The following is a 22,516-nucleotide window of genomic DNA, read 5'->3' as shown; positions in this document are numbered from 1 at the left end:
GTCAGGGACGGCTCCGAAGGTCGGCGACCATGGTCAGGGAGCCCTCGCCCTCGCGGGGGCCGTGCGCCAGGAAGCCTTCGCGCTCGTAGAGCCGCAGGGCGGGGTTGGCCCGTTCGACGCTCAGCGAGACGCGGTCGACGCCGGACTCCCGGGCGATCCGCAGCAGGCGCCTGAGCAGTACGGTGCCGACGCCGCGGCCGCGTTCCGCCGCCTGGACGCAGATGCTGAGCTCCGGGACGTCGGGGTCGACGAAGCCGTAGCCGGGTTCGTCCTCGGTGAAGTAGCGCAGCCACGCGGCGCCGACCGGGGCCGGGTCGTCACCGTGGGCCGCCCGGGACGCGACGGCCACCAGGCCCAGGTCGCCGTGTCGGGGCCAGCCCTCCACGTAGCGGGAGTTGGCCGGCTCGGACAGTACCGCCTCGGGCGAAAGGCCGTGGCCGGGTGCCCAGTTGACAGCGGAGACCAACAGCTCGCGGAGAAGTTCGGCATCGCCGGTGAGCGCGAAGCGGGTGTCGATGTGCGAGGGCGCGCGAAAGGGTTCGAACTCCCGCTCCCGGCCTTCGGGTGCCAGCTGCCGCAGCTGTGCGCCGTGGAACATCCACATCCGGAAGTAGAGGTCGGACTGGTCCTTCACGAACAGCTGGAAGAAGTCGGGCTGTTGCCACGGGATGCGTTCGATGTGGGCGATCAGCCCGGCGAGATCGGCGTGGTTGAGCGCCCCGGCGTAGACGTCACACTCCGGGTACTTGCCGCCGCCCCAGGTCGTGTCGCGGCCGGTGGTCTCCCGGAGCGCGCCGACCCAGCCGACGACGCCGGGGCCGAAGCCGCGCTTCGGGGCGGCGGTCCGCAACCACCGGCTCAGTTCCTCGACCGCCGGGACGTCGTCCATTTCGACGGAGATCATGACGTTCGTTACGTGACTCACCCCGGCATTGAACACAGATCGATGATCTTCGCGCCAGTGAGTTCCCGCACGATCGGCCCGGTCCGGGGCGCCGGGCGGGGGTGGTGGTGCAGTTCCGGCCACTGAGTGACATGTTCACGACAGTAGCGTGATCTCTCCGTCACTGTACGTGCCAGTAGCGCCATGCTGTTCCTACGGAGACGAACGGGCTGCCGGAGCATTGATGGCCCGCCGTCGCCTCCCGTGACGCGTCCACATGTTCGAGTGGTCGTCGTCCCATCCTGCGGGCAAGTGACGCGCCGTCCGCCATGACCAAGGCTGACGAGCAGCTGCTGCAGGCCTCAACTTCCTGATCAGCAAAGGGGATCGACTCATGCTGCCCACCATGTCGCAGAACGCCCGGGAGACCTTCCTCGCCGACCGCCGAGTCGGGGTGCTGAGCGTCGCGGACCCCAGAGAAGGCGACCGGGCGCCCCTGTGCGTGCCGGTCTGGTACGGCTACGAGCCCGGGGGCGAGATCCTCGTCCAGACGGGGCGCGAGACGGTCAAGGGCCGACTGCTGCGCGCCGCGGGCCGGTTCAGCCTCTGCGTGCAGGACGAGCGGCGGCCCTACCGGTACGTGAGCGTCGAAGGGCCGGTCGTCACCGTCGAGGACCCGGTGCCGCCGGCCGTCCGGGACGCCCTGGCCCACCGCTACCTGGACCCGGACGAGGCCCGCGGCTACCTCGATGCCACCGCCGACCAGCTCAAGGACGACATCCTGTTCCGGCTGCGCCCGCAGCGCTGGCGGACCGCCGACTTCTCGGCCTTCGCCGCCGACTTCACCGAGCCCGCCCAACCGGCGGCCGACTCCGCCGAACCGCCCCGGCCCGCCGAGCCCACCCGGCCCGCCGAGCGCGTCCGGCCCGCCGAACCCGCCGCCGACAGCGCGGACTGACCTGGCGCGCCGTCGGCACCGGCCCGCAGCCGCGGCCGACGGAGCCACCTCCTGAGAAGGATCCATGACCGACATCGACGTTTCGTCGCGCCCGCTCCACCTCCCTGCCCCCCGCCCCGCGGCGGCCCGCGCCTCCCGCGCCGACCGGCCGCAGGACCTCACCCTCCCGGAGCTCTTCGCCCGGCAGGCGGCCGCCCGCCCGGGCGCACCGGCGGTCCGCCACCGCGACCGCACCCTCAGCTACGGCCAGTTGGACGCCGGATCGACCGCGCTGGCCGCCCGGCTGCTGGCCGCGGGCATCACCCCCGGTGAGCCCGTCGGCGTGTGCGGCAGCCGCTCCCCGGAAGCACTGATCGCCCTGCTGGGCATCCTCAAGGCCGGCTGCGCCTACGTCCCGCTGGACGACGACCTGCCCCCGGCCCGCCTGCGCGCCATGGCCGAGGACGCCGGGCTGCGTGCCGCCGTCACCCTGCCCGGCACCGAACGCCGGGTCCGCGGCCTGCGGGTGAGCATCCCGGCCGTCGACGACGGGGACTCCGCGCCGGCGCCCGTCCGGACCACCGGCGTCCTGTCGGCGCCCGGTGACTGCGCCTACGTCGCCTTCACCTCCGGTACGACCGGCCGCCCCAAGCCGGTGGCGATCCCGCACCGGGGAGTCGCCCGACTCGTCCTGGCCGACCGCGAACTGCCCCCGCCCGGGCCGGGCGACCGGATCCTGCACGGCTACGGCCTCTCCTCGGACGCCTCGACCATCGAGATCTGGGGCGCCCTGCTGACCGGCGCCTGCCTAATGATCGCCGACCGCGAGGAACTCCTCTCGCCGACCGCGCTGGAACACCTGCTGCGCAGCCGGGGCGTCACCGTCGCCTACCTGACCACGAGCGTCTTCCACCTGCTCGCCCGGACCCGCCCGCAGGCGATGGCGGGCCTGCGGTTCGTCTCGGCCGGCGGCGAGGCGATGGACCCGCGCCTGGCGAACGCCGTCCTGGCCGCCTGCCCCGGCACCACCGTGGTCAACTTCTACGGCCCGACCGAGAACTCGGTGGTCTCCACCGCCCACGTCGTCCGCCCGCTGCCCGAGGACGCCGACGGCGTCCCGATCGGCCGCCCGTACGCCGGCACCACCTGCCATGTGCTGCGCGCCGACGGCACGCCCGCGGCGCCGGGCGAGGAGGGCGAGCTGTACGTCGGCGGGGAGGACCTGGCCCTCGGCTACCCGGGCGACGAGCAGCTGACCGCGGAGCGGTTCGTCCGGCTGCCCCAGGTCGAGCCCGGCGGCCGCCTCTACCGCACCGGCGACCGGGTCGTCCGCACCGCCGACGGCCTGCTGGAGTACCGCGGGCGCGCGGACCGCCAGGTCAAGCTGCGCGGCGCGCGGATCGAACTGGACGAGGTGGAGGCCCGGCTGCGGGCCCACCCCGCCGTGGCCGAGGCCGTCGTCGAGACCGACGGCGAGGCGCTGACCGCCTACATCACCCCCACTGCCCCGGCGGAGCCCCTGCCGCTGCCCGAACTGCGCGGCTACTGCGCCCGCTGGCTGCCGCCGCAGGCCGTGCCCGTGCTGGTCGCCCTCGACCGCTTCCCGGTGACCAGCGGCGGCAAGGTGGACCGCAAACGCCTGCGCGCCACCGCCGCCGCCACTGCCGCCACCTCCGCTGCCAGCACCGCCACCGCGGACCGGATACCGCACCAGCAGCCGACCGAAGGGCTCGTCGGCCTCCTCGCCGGGATCTGGCAGCAGGTGCTGCGCACCCGGCCCGCCCCCGAGGACGACTTCTTCCACCTCGGCGGCGACTCCCTGCTCGCCTCGGAGGCCGTCACCCGCACCCTCGCCGCCCTCGGCCTCGACGCCGCACTCAGCTCCACCCTCATCCGGGCGCTGCTCACCGCCCCCACCCTCGCGCGCTTCACCGAGGCGGTCCGGGCCGCCCGCGACGGTTCCCCGAGCGACGCCGGGCAGAGCACCGTCGACTTCGTCCGGGAGGCCGAGCTCGGCTTCCGCCTCCCGCCCGCCCAGGGCCCCGCGCCCCGCCCCCGGGACCCGGCGCACGTCCTGCTCACCGGCGCCTCCGGCTTCGTCGGCGCCTTCCTGCTGACCACCCTGCTGCGCCGCACCACCGCCCGGATCCACTGCCCCGTCCGCGCCGCGAGCCCCGCCCACGCCGAACAGCGCGTGCGCACCGCCCTCGCCCGCTACGGCCTGCACCTCGACGAGGCCGACCGGCAGCGGCTGGAGTGCTTCCCCGCCGACCTCGCCGAGCCCGGACTCGGGCTGTCGGCCGAGCGGCGCGCCGAGCTGGCCGCCCGCCTGGACCTGATCGTCCACAACGGGGCCCAGGTCAACTTCCTCTACCCGTACGAGCAGCTGCGCGCCCCCAATGTGGACGGCACCCGCGAGATCGTTCGCCTCGCCGCGCCCCGCCGCGTCCCGGTCCACTTCCTGTCGACCGTCGCCGTCGTGGCCGGCGCCGGGGCGGCCGGGGTGCGCGAGGTCGCCGAGGACGCCCCCCTGGCCCACGCGGACGGGCTGACGATGGGCTACGCCGAGAGCAAGTGGGTCGCCGAAGGGGTGCTGCGCCGGGCCGCCGAGCAGGGACTGCCGGTGGCCGTCCACCGCCCGTACGAGGTGACGGGGGACCAGGTGAGCGGCGTGAGCAACACCGAGACCGCGATCTGCTCGCTGTTCCGGACGATCGCGGAGACCGGGCTGGCCCCGGACATCGCCCTGCCGATGGACTTCGTCCCGGTCGACCACCTCGCCGAGGCCGTCGTCCACATCGCCACCCGGCGGGACGCCGACGGCCGTACCTACCACCTCACCAACCCCCGCCCCGCGATGCTGTCGGACGTCATCGACCGGATGCGCGCGGCCGGGTGCGCGGTGCGCACGCTGCCCTACCCGCAGTGGGTCGACGAGCTGGTCCGTCACGTCGCCGCGAACCCCACGAGCGCCACCGCGCCCTTCGTGTCGCTGTGCGTGGACCGCAGCCGCACCGCCGACATGTCCGTCAAGGAGCTCTACTTCGAGGGCACCTTCCCGGTGCTCGGCCGGCACAACGCCGACGCCGCCCTGGCGGACAGCGGACTGCACTGCCCGCCGGTCGACTCCGCCCTGCTGGACCGGTATCTGGAGTACTTCTTCGCCTCCGGCTACCTCCAGCGGCCCACCGCCGGCTCCGCCACCGCTATCGGCCCCGCCGCCGCCGTCACCGCCGCCGTCCGGGAGGGCACCCGATGACCGACGCCGCCGTCCCCGCCCAGATCCCCACCCCGATCCCCGTCCCCGAGGTGACACCCGGCACCGCCGGACCGCCCTGCGAGTACGCCCGGCTGCGCGCCGAACAGCCCGTCCTCCAGGCGCAGTTGCCCAACGGCGAGACGGCGTGGCTGCTCAGCCGCTACGCGGACGCCCGCGCCGCCTTCGCCGACCCGAGGCTGGTGCGGCCCCTGCTGTCCGCCTGGCCGCTCGTCGAGGGCGACGACGCCCCGCCGCCGTGCCTGCCGACCTTCCTGGAGATGCGGGGCGAGCACCACGAGCGGGTGCGGCGCGCCGTCCTGCCGCTGTTCGGCCGTGGGCGCCTGGAGTTCATGCGACCCCGGATCCGCGCCATCGCGGAGGAGCTGATCGACGCCATGACGGCCGGCTCGCCCGACCGTACGGCCGACCTGGTGGCCGGCTACGTCGAACCGCTGCCGCTGCGCGTGCTGTGCGAGACCATCGGCCTCCCGCACGAGGACCGCGACCGCTACCTCCCGCACACCCTCACCCTGCTCAGCGCCGCCGGGCTGACGATGGACGAGATCCTCACCGCGCTGTACGCCCTCCAGGACTACGCCTCGGAGCTGATCACTCGCAAGGAGGAAGAAGAAGGGGGAGCGCCGCAGGACGGGGACTACATCCGACTGCTGCTCGCCGAGACCCGCCGCCCCGGCAGCGAGCTGGTCAGGGACGACGTGGTGAGCTTCGTCGTCACCATGCTGATGGCCGGCTACAAGACCAACATGCAGCACACCGGGAACGCCCTGCTCACCCTCCTCACCCACCCCGACCAGCTCCGCCGGCTGCGCGAGGAACCCGCCGGGATCGCCACCGCCGTGGACGAACTGCTGCGCCACGTACCGCTGATGAACGCGATCAACATCCTCGTCGCGGAGGAGGACCTCACCCTCCACGGGCAGCTGATCCGGGCCGGGGACGCGGTCGTGCCGGTGCCCGCCTCCGCCAACCGCGACCCCGGGGCGTTCACCGACCCCGACCGCCTCGACCTCTCCCGTACGCCCAACCCGCACCTCGCCTTCGGCCACGGCCCGCACGCCTGCACCGGTGCGCACCTGAGCCGGATGCAACTGGCCGTGGTGATCCAGGTGTTGCTGGAGAAGCTGCCCGGCATCGAACTGGCCGAGTCCGCCCAGTCGCTGCCGTGGGACGAGACCACCCCGCTGCGCGCGCCCGCCCGGCTGCCGGTGCGCTGGTGACGGCGGAACCCCCGCCGCGTACCCCCGCCCCACGGCTCCGCCCCGCACCCCGAACCCGTACCGAACAGAGAGGACCGCGCCGCATGAGCGCACCCCAGGCGCCCGCCACCACCGACCAGGCCCCGGCTCCCGGCCCGGGCCAGGCTCCGGCCCACGCGCCGGCCCACGCCCCGGGCGGGGAGGCCCTGCCCCGCTACCCGTTCAGCACCGACGGCGACCGCCTCGCCCCCGAACTGGACGAGCTGCGCAGCCGTTGCCCCGTCGCCCGGGTCAGGACCAACGCCGGCGGCGAGGCCTGGCTGGTCACCGGCTACGAGTTGGCCCGCGACGTCCTGCGGAACCGCTCCTTCGCCCGCTCCGTCCTCGGCGAGGCCGACAGCCCGACCCAGGACGCCCCGATCCTGGCGCCCGAACTGCTGGACGCCATGAACCACCTCCAGCAGGCCGGACTGCGCGACGAGGTGCTCGCCGCGCTCGGCCGCAACCAGCCCGAACTGCCCGCCGACTGGGTCGCCGAGGTGACCCGGGAGGGCCTGGAACGGATGGTCGCCGAGGGTGCGCCGGGCGACCTCCAGCGCCACTTCGCCGAGTGGGTCGCCGCGCAGTGCCTGTGCCGCCTGCTCGGCCTGCCGTTCGAGGACCGGGAGTGGCTCGCCGAGCGCGCCGACAAGGACCTCACCATGGCGACGTACTCCGATGAGGAACTCGCCGTCAACTGGGAGGAACTCCGCGCCTACATGGCGGCCTTCCTGGCCGCCCGCACCCCCGGGCAGCCGCGCGGCCTCGCCGACCGGCTCGCCGACCTGAACGCCGAGCGGCCCTCCGAGGGGACCTCCGAAGGGCTCTCGGAGGGGCTCTCGGAGCGGACGGGGCTGAGCGACGAGCAGCTGTCCAACATCGTCTCCGTGCTGTTCGTCAGCGGCTACGAGGACTTCGCCAGCTTCCTGGGTGTAGCCGCCGTCAACCTCCTCCAACACCCTGAGGCGATGGCGGAGTTGAGGGAGAGCCCGGAGGAGACACCCCGGCACGTGGAGGAACTGCTGCGGTGCAGCGTCGTGCTCGGCAACGCCATCCCGCGCTTCGTCACCGAGGACACCTCCCTGGGCGGCGAGCGGGTCAAGGCCGGCGATCTGGTCCTGCTCTCGCTGGACGCGGCCAACTACGACCCCGGCACCTTCGCCGACCCCGAGCGGTTCGAGCCCGCCCGCTCGCCCAACCCCCACCTGCGGTTCGGCCACGGCCGTCACCACTGCCCCGGCGCCCACCTGGTGCGGCGGCAGTCCGACACGGCCTTCCGGGTCCTGCTCCAGCGGTTCCCCGGGCTGCGCCTGGCGGTGCCGGTGGACGAGGTGCCGTGGCACCCGAACCGGATGGCCATCATGGCCGCCGCCGTTCCGGTCACCTGGTGACCTGACCTGACCCTGACCCTGTCCTGACCGGACCTGCACCCCCTGCCCACCGTCGGCAGGGGGTGCAGCCGTGCCCGGGCGGCTCGGGTCGGGTCCGGTCCGGTCGATCAGGCGCTCAACGGGTAACGGCCGTCCAGGTCGTGGAAGACAGCGCCGTTGAGTACGAAGGCCCGCTTGCACTCCTCGACTACCCGGCGCCGCTCCACCTCGTCCATCGCCGCGCCCGCCGCGTCCAGCTTGGCCCGGTAGTCGCGCTTGAAGGCGGCCGGGTTGGTGACGTCCTCGAAGACGTAGAACCGCACGCCGTCGCCCTTGCGCTCGAAGCCCCAGGCCTTCTCGGCGAGGCCCCGGATGATCTGGCCGCCCGACAGGTCGCCCAGGTAGCGGGTGTAGTGGTGGGCGAGGTAGCCGGCCGGCCACTCGGTGGCCAGCTCCTCGATCCGCGCCGCGTACGCGGCGGTGGCGGGCAGCGGTGCGAGTCCGGCGCGCCAGTCGGGCCCGCGCAGGTGTGCCAGGTCGCGTTCGATGGCGGCGGTGCGCAGCAGCGCCGGATCGATGAACGGGCCCGCCAGCGGGTGCTCCGCGAGTTGCTCGGCCCGCTCCTCCAGTGCCCGGTAGACGAACCAGAGCTGGCCGGTGAGGTCGGCGTAGGCGTCGATCCCGAGCTGCCCGCCCACCAGGTGGCTCATGAAGGAGGAGTGCTCCGCGGCCTCGTGCTCCTCGCTGCTGGCGGTGCGGAGCACGGTGGAGAAGGGGACGGGCTCGGGCGTGGGCATACGGCCTCCAGGGATCGGATGCGGCCGGGGCGGAAGGACCCCGCAAATTTCGGTTAGCCTAACCTTAGTTCACGACTTCCCGACACTCTGTCGGTAAAGGTAGCGGAGCCGCCCCGGAAACGGCAGGGGCAGGACGGATGCGGCCCTACGACCCCGGCCACGCACCGGCGCCGACACGCCGACGCCCCGCCGGTCCGGCCCCGGAGGGAGTCGGACCGGCGGGGCGAGGGGCCCGCAGGTCAGCGGGCGCTGCCGCGACGGCGGCGGAACACGAGGACGCCGCCCGCCAGCGCCAGCGCCGCGGCCGCGCCGCCGATCACGACGGGTGCCGAGGACGGGGCTGCCGCCGTCCGCGACGCGGTGCCGTAGCCGCTGGACATCCCGGCGGCGGCGTACTCCGAGCCCGGCAGCTTGTCGGCGTAGCGGGCCTTGACCAGCTTCTGGTACTCGCTCAGCGAGGCCGAGGGCCGCCCGTTCAGCCCCTGCCGCGCCTGGTCGTTGAGCGGCTCGACCGTGGTGAGCCGCAGCTGGTACCAGCCGCGGATCTGCGGCTCGCTGAACACCAGCGTCCCGGGCGTGGCCTTTGCGGCGTACCCGGCGTCGCTGGCGCCGTCGCGCACGCCGGCCAGGTGCCAGCCGCCGCCCTGGGTGGGGGCGAGCATGACGGTGGCGTTGCGCCCGTTGACCGTGGTGTTCAGGGCGGAGACCAGATAGCTCAGCCGGATCGCCTGGGAGGCGATCGGCAGGGCCGTCCCGGCGACGAACCCGGGAGTGAGCTCGTTCAGGGCCAGCGGGTCGTTGACGGTGAAGGCCGGGAGGTCCGCGCACGGGTCGGCCCGGTCGGGGATCGGCTGTGCCATCCCGGTCGCGTCCCCCTGGGGCAGCGGAACGCTGAGGAAGCGGCAGACGGCGTTGCGGACGTCGGCGGACTTCACCAGGTCGAGGGCGGCCCCGTAGTCCGGGATGTCCGCCGGGAGCGGGTCCTTGACCGGGGCCGCGTGGACGGGGCCGGCGAGCGGCAGCAGCGCGCAGGCGGCGGCCGCCAGCAGGGCGGCCGGGCGGAGGCGGCGGGTGGCCGCCGGCCCGGCGGGTGTCGTGGTCCTGTGCATGGCCGTCCGCCTCACCTGGAGATGCCGATCCGGGAATGGGTCCACTTGAACGAGCTGTTGCTGACGTAGTCGTTGTAGTTCCACCACGTGTAGGTGGCGGTGTCCGGCCACGGGTCGGCGACCCCGATGGTGTTGTTCGAGGTGTCGAAGCCGTAGACCACGTTCATGTGGCCGCCGCCGGACGTCCAGCCGATCCGGGCCGCGACCGGCCGGGCCGCCTTGACGTCGGTGTAGACCTGGTTGAAGGTGGCCGCGCTGGTCAGGCCCGTGCCGAGGTGGGCCATGCCGAGGCTCTGCCAGCCCCTGGCCATGTCGTCGAGCGTGGCCGGCTGGTTGTTGCAGCCGTAGTAGGGCTGGGCCCGGTTGCAGAAGTCCGTCTGGGTGGTGCCGTAGCCCTGGAACTTGGCGATGGTCAGGCCGGAGGCGACCCAGCACCACTGGGACTTCTCCTGCTTGAGCATGGTGATGGTGTCCTGGCCGGCCTCGGCGTGGGCCTGGCCGCCCGCGGTGGCGAGCAATGCCGGAGCCGTCAGGAGGACGGCCGTCGCCGCGGTCGCGAATCTGGGTCTGCCCATGGGTCTGCCTTCCCGCGCGGAGCGCGATGTGTGGCGGGGATTTTGCAGAGCCATGACAGCACGGAACGGTGCGATTACGGAACGTATGCGAAGGAGTGTTGCGAACGGGTTCGCATCGCGACGCCGGAAGTCGGTGCGGCGCCCGCCCGCCCGCCCGTTGACGCAGCGGCGGCATCGCTCGCGCACCGAACCGCAAAGGGTTCTTTGCGAATAACCCTTTGCGAAGAACCCTTTGCGGTCTACCGTGTGTCGCATGGCTGATGCAGTGGAGAGGCCGGACGGCCCGAAAGTTGACGAGGACTCGGTTGTCCTGGATGCCAAGGGGCTGCGTGCCCTGGCGCATCCGGTGCGCGTGCAGCTGGTCGGGCTGCTGCGGAAGTACGGCCCGTCGACGGCCACCCGCCTCGCGGAGCGGCTGGGCGTGAACTCCGGCACGGCCAGCTACCACCTCCGGCAGCTCGGCGCGGCCGGTTTCGTCGAAGAGGACACCGAACGCGGCAACGCGCGGGAGCGCTGGTGGCGTTCGGTGCACCGGACGACGTGGTTCAACGATCCGGAGCTGGCCGAGCAGGAGCCCGAGGCCGCACTGGCCTACCAGCAGTCACTCGCCGCCATCTACACCCTGCGCACCCAGCAGACCCTGAACGGGCTCCAGACGATGCCCCGCGCATGGCGGAACACCTTCGACATGAGCGACTGGTCCCTGCGGCTCACGCCTGAGGAAGCCACGACCCTGTACCGGGAGTTGGCGGAAGTCATCGCGCGCTACCGGCGAGACACTCCGGAGGCGGCGGCGACTGCCCCCGAGGGAGCCGAACGGGTCGCCGTGATCACGAAGATCCTGCCCGAACTGGATGCGCCTGCCGCGTCGTCGCTCCCCTCCGGCCCTCAGGAAGCGGAAGGAAGCCCGACGTCATGACCGACGACGCCGTGGAGACCGGCGGCATACCCGGCAGGAGGTCCTTACGGCCGCTGGTCGCGGTCCTGGCAGCCATGGCCGTGTCGCTGACCGGCACTCGGATCTCCGTGGTGGCGCTGCCCTGGTTCGTCCTCGTCACCACCGGCAGCGCCACCCAGACCGGACTGGTCGCCTTCTGCGAGATGACTCCCTACGTGGTGGTCAAGGCGTTCACCGGACCGCTGGTGGACCGGATCGGCCCGCGGGCCGTTTCCTGGACCACCGATCTGGCCAGCGCGACCGCCGCCGCCGCGGTTCCCCTGCTCCACACCCTGGACCTGCTCTCCTTCCCCCTCCTCCTGGTTCTGGTCGCGCTGATCGGCGCCGCCCGGGGCCCCGGCGACCTCGCCAAGGAGGTGATGGTCCCGGAGGCGGCCGAGCGTGGCCGGGTGCCGTTGGAGCGGGCCACCGGTCTGGCCGGTGTGATCGAGCGGCTCGCCTCCACCGTCGGCCTGGCGGTCGGCGGATCCCTGGTGGCGCTGCTCGGTCCCCTGACCGGGCTCGCCGTCAACGCGGGCTGCTTCGCCCTCGGATCGGTGATCATCAGACTCGCGCTGCCTCGTGGCCTGGGGCACGCGGCCGAGGACGCCCCCTCGCCGGCGGGGGAAACGGGACCGGGTTACTGGCGGCGGTTCGGCGAGGGCTTCACCTTCCTGCGCGGCGAGCCGCTGCTGCTCACCGTCATCGTCATGGTCGGCATCACCAACCTGCTGGATGCGGCGTTCGCCTCGGTGCTGGTACCCGTCTGGGCCAGGGAGTCCGGCAATGGGCCGACCGCGATCGGCCTGATGGGCAGTGTGATGGGGGCCGCGGCGGTCGGCGGGAGCCTGATCGCCGCGGTGGTCGCGCACCGGCTGCGGCGGCGGATGGTGGTGCTTGCCGGGTTCCTGCTGGCCGGGGCACCGAGGTTCCTGATCCTCGCCCTCGATGCCCCGCTGGGAGTGGTACTGGCCGTCTTCGCTGTCAGTGGGTTCGGTGCCGGCTTCGTCAACCCAGTGCTGGGGGCCCTCCTCGTCGAGCGGGTGCCGCGCCGGATGCTGGGCCGGGTCAACGCGCTCGGTGACTCGCTGGCCTGGGCCGGTATCCCGCTCGGCGGGCTGATCGCCGGGGCGGCGGTGACCGCTGTCGGACTCGTGCCGGTGCTGCTCGCCTGCGGCGCCGCGTACTTCCTCACCACGAATCTGGCCGGCCTGCGGCCGGAATGGCGCGAGATGGACCGTACGCGGGGGCGGGGCGTCCTGACACCGCATTCCGAGGAGGAGGCCTCACAGGACAGTGCGAATGCAGCGGCCTGACGTTCACAACGCTCATGGGTCGATTTACCTAACGCGCCGGGGTGAAGTCCGGGAGGCGGGCCAGCCCGGCGGCGACCGCCGCGAAGCCCCGGTCGAGCATCCGCAGCTCGTACTCCTGGACGGCAGCGGGCAGTTCGGCCTCGCCGCGGTGGGCGGCGGTGAGCGAGCGGCAGAGCAGTGCGGCGTCGCGGAACGCCAGGTTGGCGCCCTGGCCGGCGCTGGGCGGCATGGGGTGGATCGCGTCGCCGAGCAGGGTGACCGCGCCGGTGCCCCAGTGCGGCACCGGCTCGGAGTAGCGGAGCGTCAGCGGTGAGCTGTTGCCGACGTCGGACCGCCGGACCAGCTCGACCAGGTCGGGGTGCCAGCCGCGGACCAGGGTGAGCAGCCGGTCGCGCACCTGCGCCCAGTCCGTCGGCGCGGGGCCGCCGAGCGGCTCGGGGAGCATCACCACCCAGCGCAGGTAGCTTGCGGTGTCCGGGAGTTCCACCTCCGGTGCCAGTTCGGCCGCCGCGAGCCGGGGCGGGCGGCGGAACTCCATCCGGCCGATCAACAGGCTCGCCCCGGGCCCCTGGACCAGGGTGCCGGCGCCCGGCACCAGCGCGGCGAGCCGCTCGGTCATCGGGGTGCGCCCCAGCAGCGCGCCACCCGGTACGGCGGTGACCTCGGCCCCGGGCAGCAGTTGCCGCCGTACGGCCGAGCCCACGCCGTCCGCCCCGACCAGCAGGTCGCCCACCACGCTGGTGCCGTCCGCGAACCGCGCCTCCACCCGGCCGTCCGGCCGCTCCCGGTACCCGACCACGGCCCGCCCGAACTCCACCCGGTCCCCGAGCCCCGCGAGCAGCAGCTGCCGCAGCACGTGCCGGTCGGCGGCGGTGCCCCCGCTGGTCGGGCCGAGCTGCCGCAGCTCCGTCAACTGCTCGTCCACCACGCGCCGTTCGCCCGCGAGCGGCCCGGTCACCGCGGTCAGCAGTCCGTGCAGCCGAGGTGGCAGGCACTCCCGCAAAGCGGCCAGCCCGGGCTCGTCCAGCCCGATCCGGAAGCCCTGGTACCGGCTGTCCGCCCCGCCCTCCCGCTCGAACACCCGCACGTCGATCCCGGCCCGGAGCAGCCCTTGGGCCAGACAGAGCCCCCCGATCCCGGCCCCGGCCACCAACACCTTCATGCTGCGCATCCTCGTCCCGCCCGCCTGCTCGTCCGTTCCTTGCACCGTCAGCCTGGCCGACCACGGCCCCCGCGCGGCAGGTCGCTCCGTCACCGATCCGGTATGACAGCTGTCACCTCACCGCCCGGGCGACCGATCCGGCGCTCCCTCCACCGAGCCGGGCGGAACGCGACGGACCGGAGGGGAACGGCAGGTCAGGCTCCGATGGCGCCCTTGTAGTTCTCGGCCTGGGTGGGAGTGAGGAGCTTGGAGACGCGGATCAGGACGGCGCCCTTGACGAAGTCGTATTCCGTCAGCGTGGGCAGCGACTTCACGGTGTCCTGGATGTACTTGGCGCGCTGTTCGGCGTCGGCCGGGGTGGCGAAGACCTCGATGGCGCCGCCGCGGGCCACCGAGTCGGCGTCCTGGCCGTCGAGGTCGGCCGCCTTGACGCGGGTGTCGGTGAAGGTGACCTTCGAGGTGTACTGGCCGGGTCGGCCGAGGAGGTGGTTCGGGTCGTCCTCGGCGGTCACGGAGCGGCCGAACTGTGCGCTGGGGACGGTCATGGCGACGGTGGCGAAGCTGCCCGCGGCGGTGCGGGCGATCGCGCCCGGGTCAACCCGGGTCGGGGTGGCGGAGGGAGTGTCCATGGTGAAGGCGGCACTCCCCGTGGCCGTGGGGGCGGCGGCCGCCGGTCCGGCACCGGAGGCACCGGACCCGGAGGCACCGGACCCGGAGCCGGAACTGTCGCAGGCGGCCGCCGTGGCGCTCAGGGCGACGGCGAGCAGGACGAGGGCGGTGCGGCGCATGGGGTTCCCCTGGGTCGTGGTGCGGGTGGTCGGAGCGACCGTAGCGGTACGCACGGTCGGGTGCGGGCGGTGTGACGGGTCCGTGATCGGTTCGTCAGCCGACCGTGCCGAGTGGGACGACCTGCTCGGTGACGGGGATCAGGCAGCGCTGTTCGCTGCACGCGCCGAAGCTGACGACGGCTTCGCTCGGCCCGGTCGCGGTCCGGCGGACCGGGAGGGCGACGGTGACCGCGCCGTCCGGGTAGACGGGCAGCTGCACTCCGAGCCCCAGGGGGCTGACGGTACGCAGCGGGCGGTCGGCCCGGACGGCGCCGTCCGCCGCCAGGCCGCCGCGCACGGACAGCCGGGTGGGCAGGCCGAGGCCGTCGATGCCGTCGGCGGGCAGGTCGACGCTGTAGAGGTGGAAGCCGGCCTCATCGGGGGTGAAGGTGGCGGCGAGGAGCAGGCGGCCGTCCTCCCCGGGGGCGAGCCGGAGGGCGACGGTGACCCCGCCGCCCCGGTAGGTGGCGGCGGGGGCGTCGGCCGGGGCCGGGTCGGCGGCGCAGCCGGCCGCCCCGAGGACCAGCAGCGCGGCGGCCGCAGCGGGCATCCGTCGGGTCACGGTCATGCCTGCGCCCAGCGCTTGAGGAAGGTGGCGACCGTGCCGGCGCTGATGGCACGGGCGTTGGAGAAGGCGCCGTCGTTGCTGGCGGTGCGCACGGTGCCGTCGGGGGAGAGCACCACCAGGGCGGGGATGCCGCTGCTCCGGAGGTCGACGTACCGGGCGGCGAGGTCGAGGTTGTGGTTGAAGCGGCCGACGTCCACCGCGACGACCCGGTAGTCGTCCCGCAGCAGCGGGGTGACCTGCGGGGAGCGGAACAGCTTGTCCAGCACCTTGCAGTCGGGGCACCAGTTGGCCCCGAAGTCGAGCAGGACCGGGCGCTGGTCCCCGGCGGACCGGGCCAGGGCGGCCTTCACATCGGCCTCGGCGTCCCGGGTCGCGTCGTATCCGTCGGGCAGGTCAGCGGCTCCCGTCCCGGCACTCGCGGTCGCGGTGCCCGTCGGCGCGGCCGGAGTGGAGACGGCCGGGGCGGCGGTTGCCGGAGCGATCGTGGGGCCCTCGGCGGCACGGGTGGCAGAGCTGCCGCCCGAGCCGCAGCCGGAGATCAGCACGGTCGACAGGACGGTGCCGGCGAGGAGGGCGCGGTGGTGCCGCATGGGTTCCCCTTCGGGTGGGTGGTGGGCGGCGGTGGTCGGTCGTGCTGACGGAAAGTGAACTGCCGGGTGTGCAACAGGGGTTGATGTGCTGAACGGCCTGGGTGGAGAGCGGCGGGTACGTTCCGGAGCGGTCACGGATCCGCCACACCGCCCCCACCGACCGGCACGCGTCGATACGGTTCCGGCACTGTCCGCAGTGTCCGCACCACGTCCCAGGGGGGACCATGCGCCGCACCGCCCTCGTCCTGCTCGCCGCCGCCACCGCCGTACTCGGCCTCGCCGCCTGCGACCCGACTCCGGTCACCACGACCACGAGCTCGGGTTCACCCGTCCCGGCCACAACGGTGGCCGGCCCGGCACCGGGCGGCACCCAGGCCGCGCCCCCGACCGCCGCTCCGACCGCCGCCCCGGTCGGCGGCGGGGGCGACGCGACCAAGGACGTCGAGATCTCGGCGTGCCAGGTGGACGGCGCGACCCACTGGCCGTCGGCGGCCCTCAAGGTCACCAACCACACCGCCAAGGCGTCGAACTACCTGATCCAGGTGGAGTTCGTCGACGCCTCCGGCACCCGGGTGGCGGAGGCCCCCGCCGCGACCAACGACCTGGCCGCGGGCCAGACCGCCTCGCTCAAGGCGCTCGGGGCGACCGCGGTGAAGGACAAGGTCAGCTGCCGGGTCACCAGCGTCACCCGGTTCCCGGCTCCCTGAGCGGTACGCGAAGGGCGCTCCCGCCCGGCTGCGGCCGCAGCCCGGCGGGAGCGCCCGGTCAGGCCTGCTGCCGTTCCGCCGCCGCGACCGCGCCCTGGACGGCGGCGACCCGCAGGTCGATGAAGGCCTGCCGCGGGTCGTTGAAGTTGGTGAACGGCTGCGGGATGTACCGGCCCAGTGCCTGGAACTGCGCCAGCGCCTCGGTCGGCCGCCCGGCCCGGGTCAGCGCGTACGCGAGCCAGCCGTGGGCGTACCGGATGCGGGGGTGGCCGGGGTCGGCCGCCGCGAGGTCGGCGAGGGCGGCGTCCAGGGCGGCGCCGACCTCGGGGCGCTGCCAGGCGGTGAGCTTCTCGCCGTCCTTGGCGAACTGCTCGAAGTAGGCCTCCAGCTTGATCGGGGCGAGCAGGCTGCCGGCCGGGGCGGCGGCGATCGCGCCGTCGATGAACCCGTGCATCAGCTCGTGGCTGCCGCGCCACTTGGCGCACCAGTACTGCAGCGCCCGGTTGTGCGCCGCCCAGTGCTGCGGGTCGCGCGCGACCAACTCGGCCCACAGCTCCCGGAAGCGGTCGTTGGACCAGCCGAGCCCCATGGCGATCGGGATCTGCGCGACCCACGGGTTGGGGTCGTCCTCGGGGGCGAGCGCGGCGGCCGCGACGGCGGCCTCCTCGGCCTCGGCCAGGACGCGGTGGAAGCCCGCGAACTGCTCGCGGCTGACCTCGGTCGCGCGGGCGCTGCTGCGGATGTTCCAGGCCAGGTAGACCAGGGCGTCCGCGTGCAGCAGTGCGGCGGCCGGGTCCTGCGGCCGCTCGGTGCGCCAGGCGCGCAGCCAGGCGTCGTCCTCGGCGGCCAGTTCGGCCAGTTGGCGCTGCCGCCGCCAGCGGACGTCGGCGGTGGCGTCGGTGGCGAGGTAGTCGGCGGCGGTCCGCCAGTCGCCGGCCTTGGCGGCGGCGAGGACGGCGGCCTCCTCGTCCTCGGGCCGGTCGTCCAGGAGCAGTTCGCTGCCGAGCAGCAGCCCGTGGTCGGCCGGGATGATGGTGTTCTTCGCCCGGGCCTCCTCCGCCAGCCGTGCCTCGTGCCCGGCGATGGTGGCCTTGGCCCGCTCCAGCTGGGCCAGCTTGCGCTTGGCCAGTCGGGTCATGACGACCGGGAACAGCAGGACGAGGCCGACGACGGACAGCACGATGATGCCGAGCAAAGGGTGTTCCTCCGATGGTGCGGTGTGGGCGTGGACTGGCGTGACGGGCGTGGACGGGTGCGGTGTGGGTGCGCCCGGGTGCGGCGGCGATCGCGCAGATCGCGCAGGTCGTGCAGATCGATCGGAGCGATCGGATCGGTCACACGGCGGCGGCGGAGGCCGGCAGCCCGGCCGCCGCGAGCAGCGCCCGCAGCGGGGCGGTGTCCGGATCGTCCGCGCAGGCGGCGTCCAGGGCCGCGTCGAAACCGTCCGCGAAGCCGTCCGGCAGCCGGAGTTCGGCCGGTCCGCCCCAGGAGAGTTCCCAGCCGGCCAGCCCGGCCTCGGCCAGCGCGACGACGGTGGCGTGCGCCAGTTCCTCGCGCAGCGCCGGTCGGGCGAACTCCCGGGCGGCCCGGCCGGTGGCCGCGGCGGCCTGTTCGCTCTTGGGCAGCCGGTCGGTGAACTCCCAGGCGCGGCCGGCGTCGAGGGCGTCGAGCAGCCCGTGGGCGGTGGGCGGCAGGCCCAGCCCGGTGAGCGCCCGGCGGGCGTCCTCGCCGGCCTCGCGGGCGCGCGCCAGCATCGCCGTGCGGACCAGCTCGGGCCAGTCGGCCCGGTGCTTGCCGGAGGCCTCCGGGACCAGCGAGACGACCTCCAGCTCGGCGAGCACCCGCTCCGAGTCGTGCAGCAGCGCCAGGGCGGGGCCGGCGGCGCCGGGGCCGCGGCCGTCGTCGGGCAGCGCCTCGATCGCGGCGACCCGCAGGTGGATCGGCGGGTGCGAGTCGTACGGGTCGGGCTGCTCCTCGGGCAGTTCGAGCGCGTGCTCGGCGAGTTCGGCGCGGCGCTTCGGGTCGCTCAGCAGGTGCTGGAGGCCGCCGTAGACCTGGCCGGGCGGCGGGAGCAGCCCGGCGTCCCAGCCGATGGTCGCGTAGCGGTTGAGGTAGAAGTTCTGGGCGGCCTCCAGGGCCGGGATCCGGCGCAGGGCGGCGGCGGTGGCGTCCCGGCCCGCGAGCTGGGCGGCGACCTGGTCGGCCGCGTACTCCTGGCGGCGGCCGACCGCCTCGGAGACCCGGAAGTAGAGCTTGGCGTAGCCGGTGAACAGCTTGGCGAGGACCCGGTCCACGCCGCCGCCGGCCTGCTCCGTGGTGGGCTTGCGGCCCTTGGCCAGCCGCTTCTCGGCCTTGGCGGCGAGCTTGGCGGCCTCCTGGGCCTGGTGCTGGTTCGCGCGGTGGTGCAGTCCGCCGATGGTGTGCAGGATGGCGCGGCGGCCGGCGACGGTGACGGCGGCGAGCCGGACGTCCCGGTTGCTGTAGTGGCCGAACTCGTGCGCCAGCACGGACTCCAGCTCGCCCTCGGTGAGGCCGATCAGCAGCGGGGCGCCGATCACCAGGTGGCGCTTGCCGGGGACGAGGCCGAGCAGCCTGCTCTCCTCCATGACGCCCGCGTTGACCTCGGGCACGAGGCGGATCTCGGCCGGGCCGCGGACACCGGTGCGCTCGGAGATCCGGTCGACCATCGCCCAGATCTCGGGCTGCCGCTCGCGGGTGAGGAGCACGCCGGGCAGTTCGCCGTCCTCCTTGCGACGCCGGGTCAGGAACACCACCCGGACGACGGGGTAGCCGACGGCGGCGGTCAGTGCCCAGATCTTGATCAGCCCCGGGCGGAACGTGCCGGAGGCCTGGTACAGGGCGACGTCGAGGGCGATCAGGCCCGCGGCGATGCCGAGCGCGAGCAGGTAGAAGCCGATGAGCAGGGTCACGGCCGTGACGGCTCTCGTTGACGTGCTCATGGCAGCAGAACGCTGGGGCGCGCCCATGCGATGGTCCTCCCCCTGGGCGCGACGACAGGAGCGGCGCGCGATTGTTGCATGGTGAACGGGTGTGCGACGAGTGGAGATGGTAGCGGTCCCGGGGGGCCCGCGCACCGGGGTTCTCGCCTCCGGATCACCGCTCCGACCTGCGGGTTCGTCGCGGGTCCGATTCGTGCGGGCTTGACGGCATTCGGCCGCCGACGACCGTTCGCCCCGGCCCCCGCTCAGCCCTCCGCCCGGCCCCTGCTCAGCCCTCCGCCCGGCCCCTGCTCAGCCCTCCGCCCGGCCGCCGACCACCCTCCCGTGCCCCCGCCGGCGCGCCCCTCCGACCGTCAGCGCCCGCCGGCCGCGATCGCCTCACGGACGGTCACCAGGCAGGGGTCGCAGTACCGGTCCGGCACCGGCGAGCCGTCGCCGGGCGGCAGCACACGCTGGGACGGCTCGAGGAACCGCCCGCACAGCGACGACGACGCGTCGTCCTTCGCGACCACGTGCCACACCACGGCGGGCGGCGACACCGCCGGGTCGTGCTCGGCCCACATCTCGTACACGGTGACCTCCACGGTCTCGGGGCTCGGTCACCCCATGCAAACCCGGGTCACCCCGCTCGGCCACCGGGCCGGACCCGGTGGGATGGTTCCAGCGCACTGGGGCGGGCGGCGGACGGATGCTCACCGCCGGTACCGAAGCCGAGAGTCGGCACCACCCGGACGGCGGGCGCGCGCCGCGTCGGCCCGGCCGGGAAGGGCTTCGAGCGCCCGACCACCCCGGGGGTATCCTGCCGGGATGTCCTCACCAGTCGCCGGGCCCGTGCCCCCGGCCGCGCCGGGCGACGACCCCGCTGCTGTGCTGTCGGCCGATGACCCGGGGGTCGTGTTGTCCGGCTACGGTCCGGTCGGCCGCGCCTTCGCCGAGCGGCTGCTCACCCACGCGGACGGGCTCGCCCGCGACCACGGCGTCCGGCCGAGGCTGGCGGCCGTCCGGGTCGGGTCGGCCGAGGTGGAGCTGCGCGACGGCGGGCCGGTCCCGCCCCGGGCCGAGTGGGCCCCGCCGGGCCCGCTGGAACGGACCCTCGACCGGACCGGTGCGCGGGTGCTGGTCCAGGCGCTGCCCTCCTCCCCGCAGCTGCGGCAACAGGCCGCCGAGGAGGCCGTGCTGGCACTGGAACGCGGCGTCCACGTCGTCACCGCCACCAAGAGCCACCTGCTCGGCCACTGGCGTGAACTCGCCAGGGCCGCCCGGGCCGGCGGCAGCCTGATCAGGATCTCCGGGGCCACCGGAGCCGCCCTCCCGGCGGCGGACCTGGCGCGCACGGGGGTGCGGGGCCTCGGCTGCCGGACGGTCCGGGCCTGCCCCAACGGGACGGCCACCTTCGTGCTCGACCGCCTCGCGGCGGGCGACCCCCTCGACCGGGCGGTCGGCGAGGCCCAGCGGCTCGGCATCGCCGAGGCCGACCCCTCGGCCGACCTCTCGGGCGCCGACGCCGCCACCAAGGTGCGGCTGCTCGCGGCCCTGCTGTGGGGCTGGGACCCGGCGGCCGTGCGGGTCGACACCGAGGCGGTGGACGCCGGGACGGGCGCGGCGGCGCTGGCCGCGGCCGCCGAGGGGCGCCGGCTACGGGCGGTGGCGAGCGCGAGCGCGGACCGCCCGCTCGTGGTCGAGGTCCGCCTGGAGCGGACCGCGCCGGGCGACCCGCTGCACGCGCTGACCGGCCCGGAGAAGGCGGTCGTCTACGGCTGCCCCGAGGCCGGGGACATCACGGTGAGCGGCGGCCGGTCCAGCCCGCTCGGCGCGGCGCTCGCGATGCTGCGGGACACTCTTGACGTCACGGCGCCCCGCGGGCACGGCTTCGGCTGAGCCGCGCCGAGCCCTGCGCCGGGCCCTGGGGCGATCGTGGAGGCGTGGTGGGCACCGATCCAGCGGCTCGACGGCCGGCCGAGCAGGCCGGTGACGGCACGGGCATGCGGCCGTGGCGGTTCGTGTTGTGGTTCGGCATCGTCAGCCTGCTCGCGGACTTCGTCTACGAGGGCGCCCGCTCCGTCACCGGCCCGTTGCTGGCCTCGCTCGGCGCCTCGGCGACGCTGGTCGGCGTGGTGACGGGCGCGGGGGAGGCGGCGGCGCTGTTCCCGCGCCTGCTGTTCGGGCCGCTCGCCGACCGCACCGGGCGGTTCTGGGCGCTGGCGATCGGCGGCTACGCGCTCACCGTCGCCGCCGTGCCGCTGCTCGGAGTGGCGGGCTCGCTGGGGGCGGCCTGCACCCTGGTGATCGCCGAGCGGGTCGGCAAGGCGGTCCGCTCACCGGCCAAGGACACCCTGCTCTCGCACGCCACCGCCGCCACCGGCCGGGGCCGGGGCTTCGCCGTGCACGAGGCCCTCGACCAGGTCGGCGCGGTGATCGGCCCGCTCACCGTGGCCGCCGTGCTCGCGGCCACTGGCGGTTACGGGCCCGCGCTCGGCGTGCTGGCCGCCCCGGGCGTGGCGGCCCTCCTGCTGCTCCGGTGGCTGCGCTCCCGGGTGCCCGACCCGTCGCGCTACGACCCGTCGCGCTACGAGTCGGCGCCGCCCGCCCGGCCGCCGGTGACCCCGGCCCAGCCCCAGCCCCAGCCCCAGGCGCCCGTCCGTCGGCCGCTGCCCCGCGCCTTCTGGGCGTACGCGGCGTTCACCGCGGCGACCATGACCGGCTTCACCACCTACGGAGTGCTCTCCTTCCACCTCGTCCGGCACCACCTGCTCACCGCCTCCGCCGTACCGGTGCTGTACGCCGGGACGATGCTCGCCGGCGCGCTGGCGAGCCTGGCCACCGGCTGGCTGTACGACCGGATCGGCCCGCGCACCCTGGTGGCGCTCCCCGTGCTGGCCGCAGCCGTGCCCCCGCTGGGCTTCGCCGACGCGGTGGCGCCCGCCGCGATCGGCGCACTGCTGTGGGGCGCCGCGCTGGGTGTCCAGGAGTCGACCCTGCGGGCGGTCGTCGCCGACCTCGTCCCCGCGCCGCGCCGGGCGACCGCCTACGGGGTGTTCGCCGCCGTGGTCGGCCTCGCGATGCTGGCCGGCGGGGCGCTCACCGGCGCGCTCTACGCGGTGTCCGTCCCGGCGCTGGTCGTCACCGTGGCCACCGTCCAGGCCGCCGCCCTGGCGCTGCTCGCCACGGTCCGCCCGGCGCGCCGCCCGGTCACGCCGGGGTGACGGCCGGGGGGCGGCCGGGGGCGGCCGGGGGCGGAGAAGCGGCCGTCCGGGGCGTGGGCC

The 22,516-nt window shown here is 74.6% G+C and carries 20 protein-coding genes; 9 read left to right on the top strand and 11 right to left on the bottom strand.

What is annotated here, in order from left to right:
* Position 1: 1 nt before the first annotated feature.
* Positions 2-925 (bottom strand): GNAT family N-acetyltransferase, encoded by a 924-nt coding sequence (locus ACZ4W5_RS05025; RefSeq protein WP_465652903.1) that lies wholly within the window; start codon positions 923-925, stop codon positions 2-4.
* A gap of 352 nt (positions 926-1,277) precedes the next feature.
* Between ACZ4W5_RS05025 and ACZ4W5_RS05020 the strand changes: the two genes are divergently transcribed.
* The 4 genes from ACZ4W5_RS05020 to ACZ4W5_RS05005 all read left to right on the top strand — a co-directional run bounded on the left by ACZ4W5_RS05020 (position 1,278) and on the right by ACZ4W5_RS05005 (position 7,726).
* Positions 1,278-1,841 carry a pyridoxamine 5'-phosphate oxidase family protein gene (locus ACZ4W5_RS05020; RefSeq protein WP_465652901.1) on the top strand — a complete coding sequence of 188 codons (564 nt, stop codon included), beginning with the start codon at positions 1,278-1,280 and terminating at the stop codon, positions 1,839-1,841.
* A 64-nt stretch (positions 1,842-1,905) separates the two neighbouring features.
* The gene (locus ACZ4W5_RS05015) at positions 1,906-5,079 is read left to right on the top strand and encodes an amino acid adenylation domain-containing protein (protein WP_465652899.1); all 3,174 of its coding nucleotides are present in this window, start codon (positions 1,906-1,908) and stop codon (positions 5,077-5,079) included.
* Entirely contained in the window at positions 5,076-6,317 is a 1,242-nt protein-coding gene (locus ACZ4W5_RS05010; RefSeq protein ID WP_465652897.1) for a cytochrome P450 family protein, read from the top strand. The genes ACZ4W5_RS05015 and ACZ4W5_RS05010 overlap by 4 nt, the downstream gene beginning before the upstream one ends.
* Positions 6,318-6,400: 83 nt before the next feature.
* Positions 6,401-7,726: a cytochrome P450 gene (locus ACZ4W5_RS05005; protein WP_465652895.1), complete on the top strand. Its 1,326-nt coding sequence runs from the start codon at positions 6,401-6,403 to the stop codon at positions 7,724-7,726.
* Between the two features lie 107 nt (positions 7,727-7,833).
* On the opposite strand, the gene ACZ4W5_RS05000 is transcribed toward ACZ4W5_RS05005, so the two are convergent.
* The 3 genes from ACZ4W5_RS05000 to ACZ4W5_RS04990 all read right to left on the bottom strand — a co-directional run bounded on the left by ACZ4W5_RS05000 (position 7,834) and on the right by ACZ4W5_RS04990 (position 10,186).
* Positions 7,834-8,502, bottom strand: coding sequence for a biliverdin-producing heme oxygenase (locus tag ACZ4W5_RS05000; RefSeq protein ID WP_465652893.1), 669 nt, complete (start codon positions 8,500-8,502; stop codon positions 7,834-7,836).
* Between the two features lie 239 nt (positions 8,503-8,741).
* Positions 8,742-9,611 carry a hypothetical protein gene (locus ACZ4W5_RS04995; protein WP_360231509.1) on the bottom strand — a complete coding sequence of 290 codons (870 nt, stop codon included), beginning with the start codon at positions 9,609-9,611 and terminating at the stop codon, positions 8,742-8,744.
* Positions 9,612-9,622: 11 nt separating this feature from the next.
* On the bottom strand, positions 9,623-10,186 hold the full coding sequence (locus ACZ4W5_RS04990; RefSeq protein ID WP_360231506.1) for a papain-like cysteine protease family protein: 564 nt from the start codon (positions 10,184-10,186) through the stop codon (positions 9,623-9,625).
* Positions 10,187-10,439: 253 nt separating this feature from the next.
* Between ACZ4W5_RS04990 and ACZ4W5_RS04985 the strand changes: the two genes are divergently transcribed.
* Together ACZ4W5_RS04985 and ACZ4W5_RS04980 are read left to right on the top strand one after the other, a co-directional pair.
* Positions 10,440-11,105 carry an ArsR/SmtB family transcription factor gene (locus ACZ4W5_RS04985; protein ID WP_360231503.1) on the top strand — a complete coding sequence of 222 codons (666 nt, stop codon included), beginning with the start codon at positions 10,440-10,442 and terminating at the stop codon, positions 11,103-11,105.
* Complete coding sequence (locus ACZ4W5_RS04980; RefSeq protein WP_360231500.1) at positions 11,102-12,439, top strand: MFS transporter; 1,338 nt, start codon at positions 11,102-11,104, stop codon at positions 12,437-12,439. Before ACZ4W5_RS04985 ends, ACZ4W5_RS04980 begins: the two co-directional genes overlap by 4 nt.
* A 28-nt stretch (positions 12,440-12,467) precedes the next feature.
* Here ACZ4W5_RS04980 and ACZ4W5_RS04975 read toward each other — a convergent pair whose 3' ends face one another.
* From ACZ4W5_RS04975 to ACZ4W5_RS04960, 4 genes are all read right to left on the bottom strand, one after another.
* Positions 12,468-13,601, bottom strand: coding sequence for an FAD-dependent oxidoreductase (locus ACZ4W5_RS04975; protein ID WP_360231497.1), 1,134 nt, complete (start codon positions 13,599-13,601; stop codon positions 12,468-12,470).
* A 194-nt stretch (positions 13,602-13,795) separates the two neighbouring features.
* A complete protein-coding gene (locus tag ACZ4W5_RS04970; RefSeq protein WP_360231494.1) occupies positions 13,796-14,389 on the bottom strand; it encodes a hypothetical protein in 594 nt (197 codons plus the stop codon).
* 94 nt (positions 14,390-14,483) lie between these two features.
* Positions 14,484-14,996 carry a hypothetical protein gene (locus tag ACZ4W5_RS04965; RefSeq protein WP_360231491.1) on the bottom strand — a complete coding sequence of 171 codons (513 nt, stop codon included), beginning with the start codon at positions 14,994-14,996 and terminating at the stop codon, positions 14,484-14,486.
* Positions 14,993-15,586, bottom strand: coding sequence for a thioredoxin family protein (locus ACZ4W5_RS04960; RefSeq protein WP_360231488.1), 594 nt, complete (start codon positions 15,584-15,586; stop codon positions 14,993-14,995). The genes ACZ4W5_RS04965 and ACZ4W5_RS04960 overlap by 4 nt, the downstream gene beginning before the upstream one ends.
* Before the next feature lie 224 nt (positions 15,587-15,810).
* On the opposite strand from ACZ4W5_RS04960, the gene ACZ4W5_RS04955 reads away from it, so the two are divergent.
* A complete protein-coding gene (locus tag ACZ4W5_RS04955) occupies positions 15,811-16,293 on the top strand; it encodes an FxLYD domain-containing protein (RefSeq protein ID WP_465652887.1) in 483 nt (160 codons plus the stop codon).
* Positions 16,294-16,351: 58 nt separating this feature from the next.
* Here ACZ4W5_RS04955 and ACZ4W5_RS04950 read toward each other — a convergent pair whose 3' ends face one another.
* From ACZ4W5_RS04950 to ACZ4W5_RS04940, 3 genes are all read right to left on the bottom strand, one after another.
* Positions 16,352-17,488, bottom strand: coding sequence for a hypothetical protein (locus tag ACZ4W5_RS04950; protein WP_360231482.1), 1,137 nt, complete (start codon positions 17,486-17,488; stop codon positions 16,352-16,354).
* A gap of 139 nt (positions 17,489-17,627) precedes the next feature.
* Positions 17,628-19,253 (bottom strand): M48 family metalloprotease, encoded by a 1,626-nt coding sequence (locus tag ACZ4W5_RS04945; RefSeq protein ID WP_465652885.1) that lies wholly within the window; start codon positions 19,251-19,253, stop codon positions 17,628-17,630.
* Positions 19,254-19,606: 353 nt separating this feature from the next.
* Positions 19,607-19,837 carry a hypothetical protein gene (locus tag ACZ4W5_RS04940; RefSeq protein WP_360231476.1) on the bottom strand — a complete coding sequence of 77 codons (231 nt, stop codon included), beginning with the start codon at positions 19,835-19,837 and terminating at the stop codon, positions 19,607-19,609.
* Positions 19,838-20,060: 223 nt separating this feature from the next.
* Here ACZ4W5_RS04940 and ACZ4W5_RS04935 point away from each other — a divergent pair, with 223 nt between their 5' ends.
* Together ACZ4W5_RS04935 and ACZ4W5_RS04930 are read left to right on the top strand one after the other, a co-directional pair.
* Complete coding sequence (locus tag ACZ4W5_RS04935) at positions 20,061-21,131, top strand: homoserine dehydrogenase (protein ID WP_465652882.1); 1,071 nt, start codon at positions 20,061-20,063, stop codon at positions 21,129-21,131.
* Positions 21,132-21,178: 47 nt separating this feature from the next.
* Positions 21,179-22,456, top strand: coding sequence for an MFS transporter (locus ACZ4W5_RS04930; protein ID WP_465652880.1), 1,278 nt, complete (start codon positions 21,179-21,181; stop codon positions 22,454-22,456).
* Positions 22,457-22,516: the final 60 nt, after the last annotated feature.

Source organism: Kitasatospora sp. NPDC029367, assembly GCF_055569135.1.
Note: the sequence above shows the minus strand (reverse complement) of the source record. Positions and strands in the feature narration are given on the sequence as shown.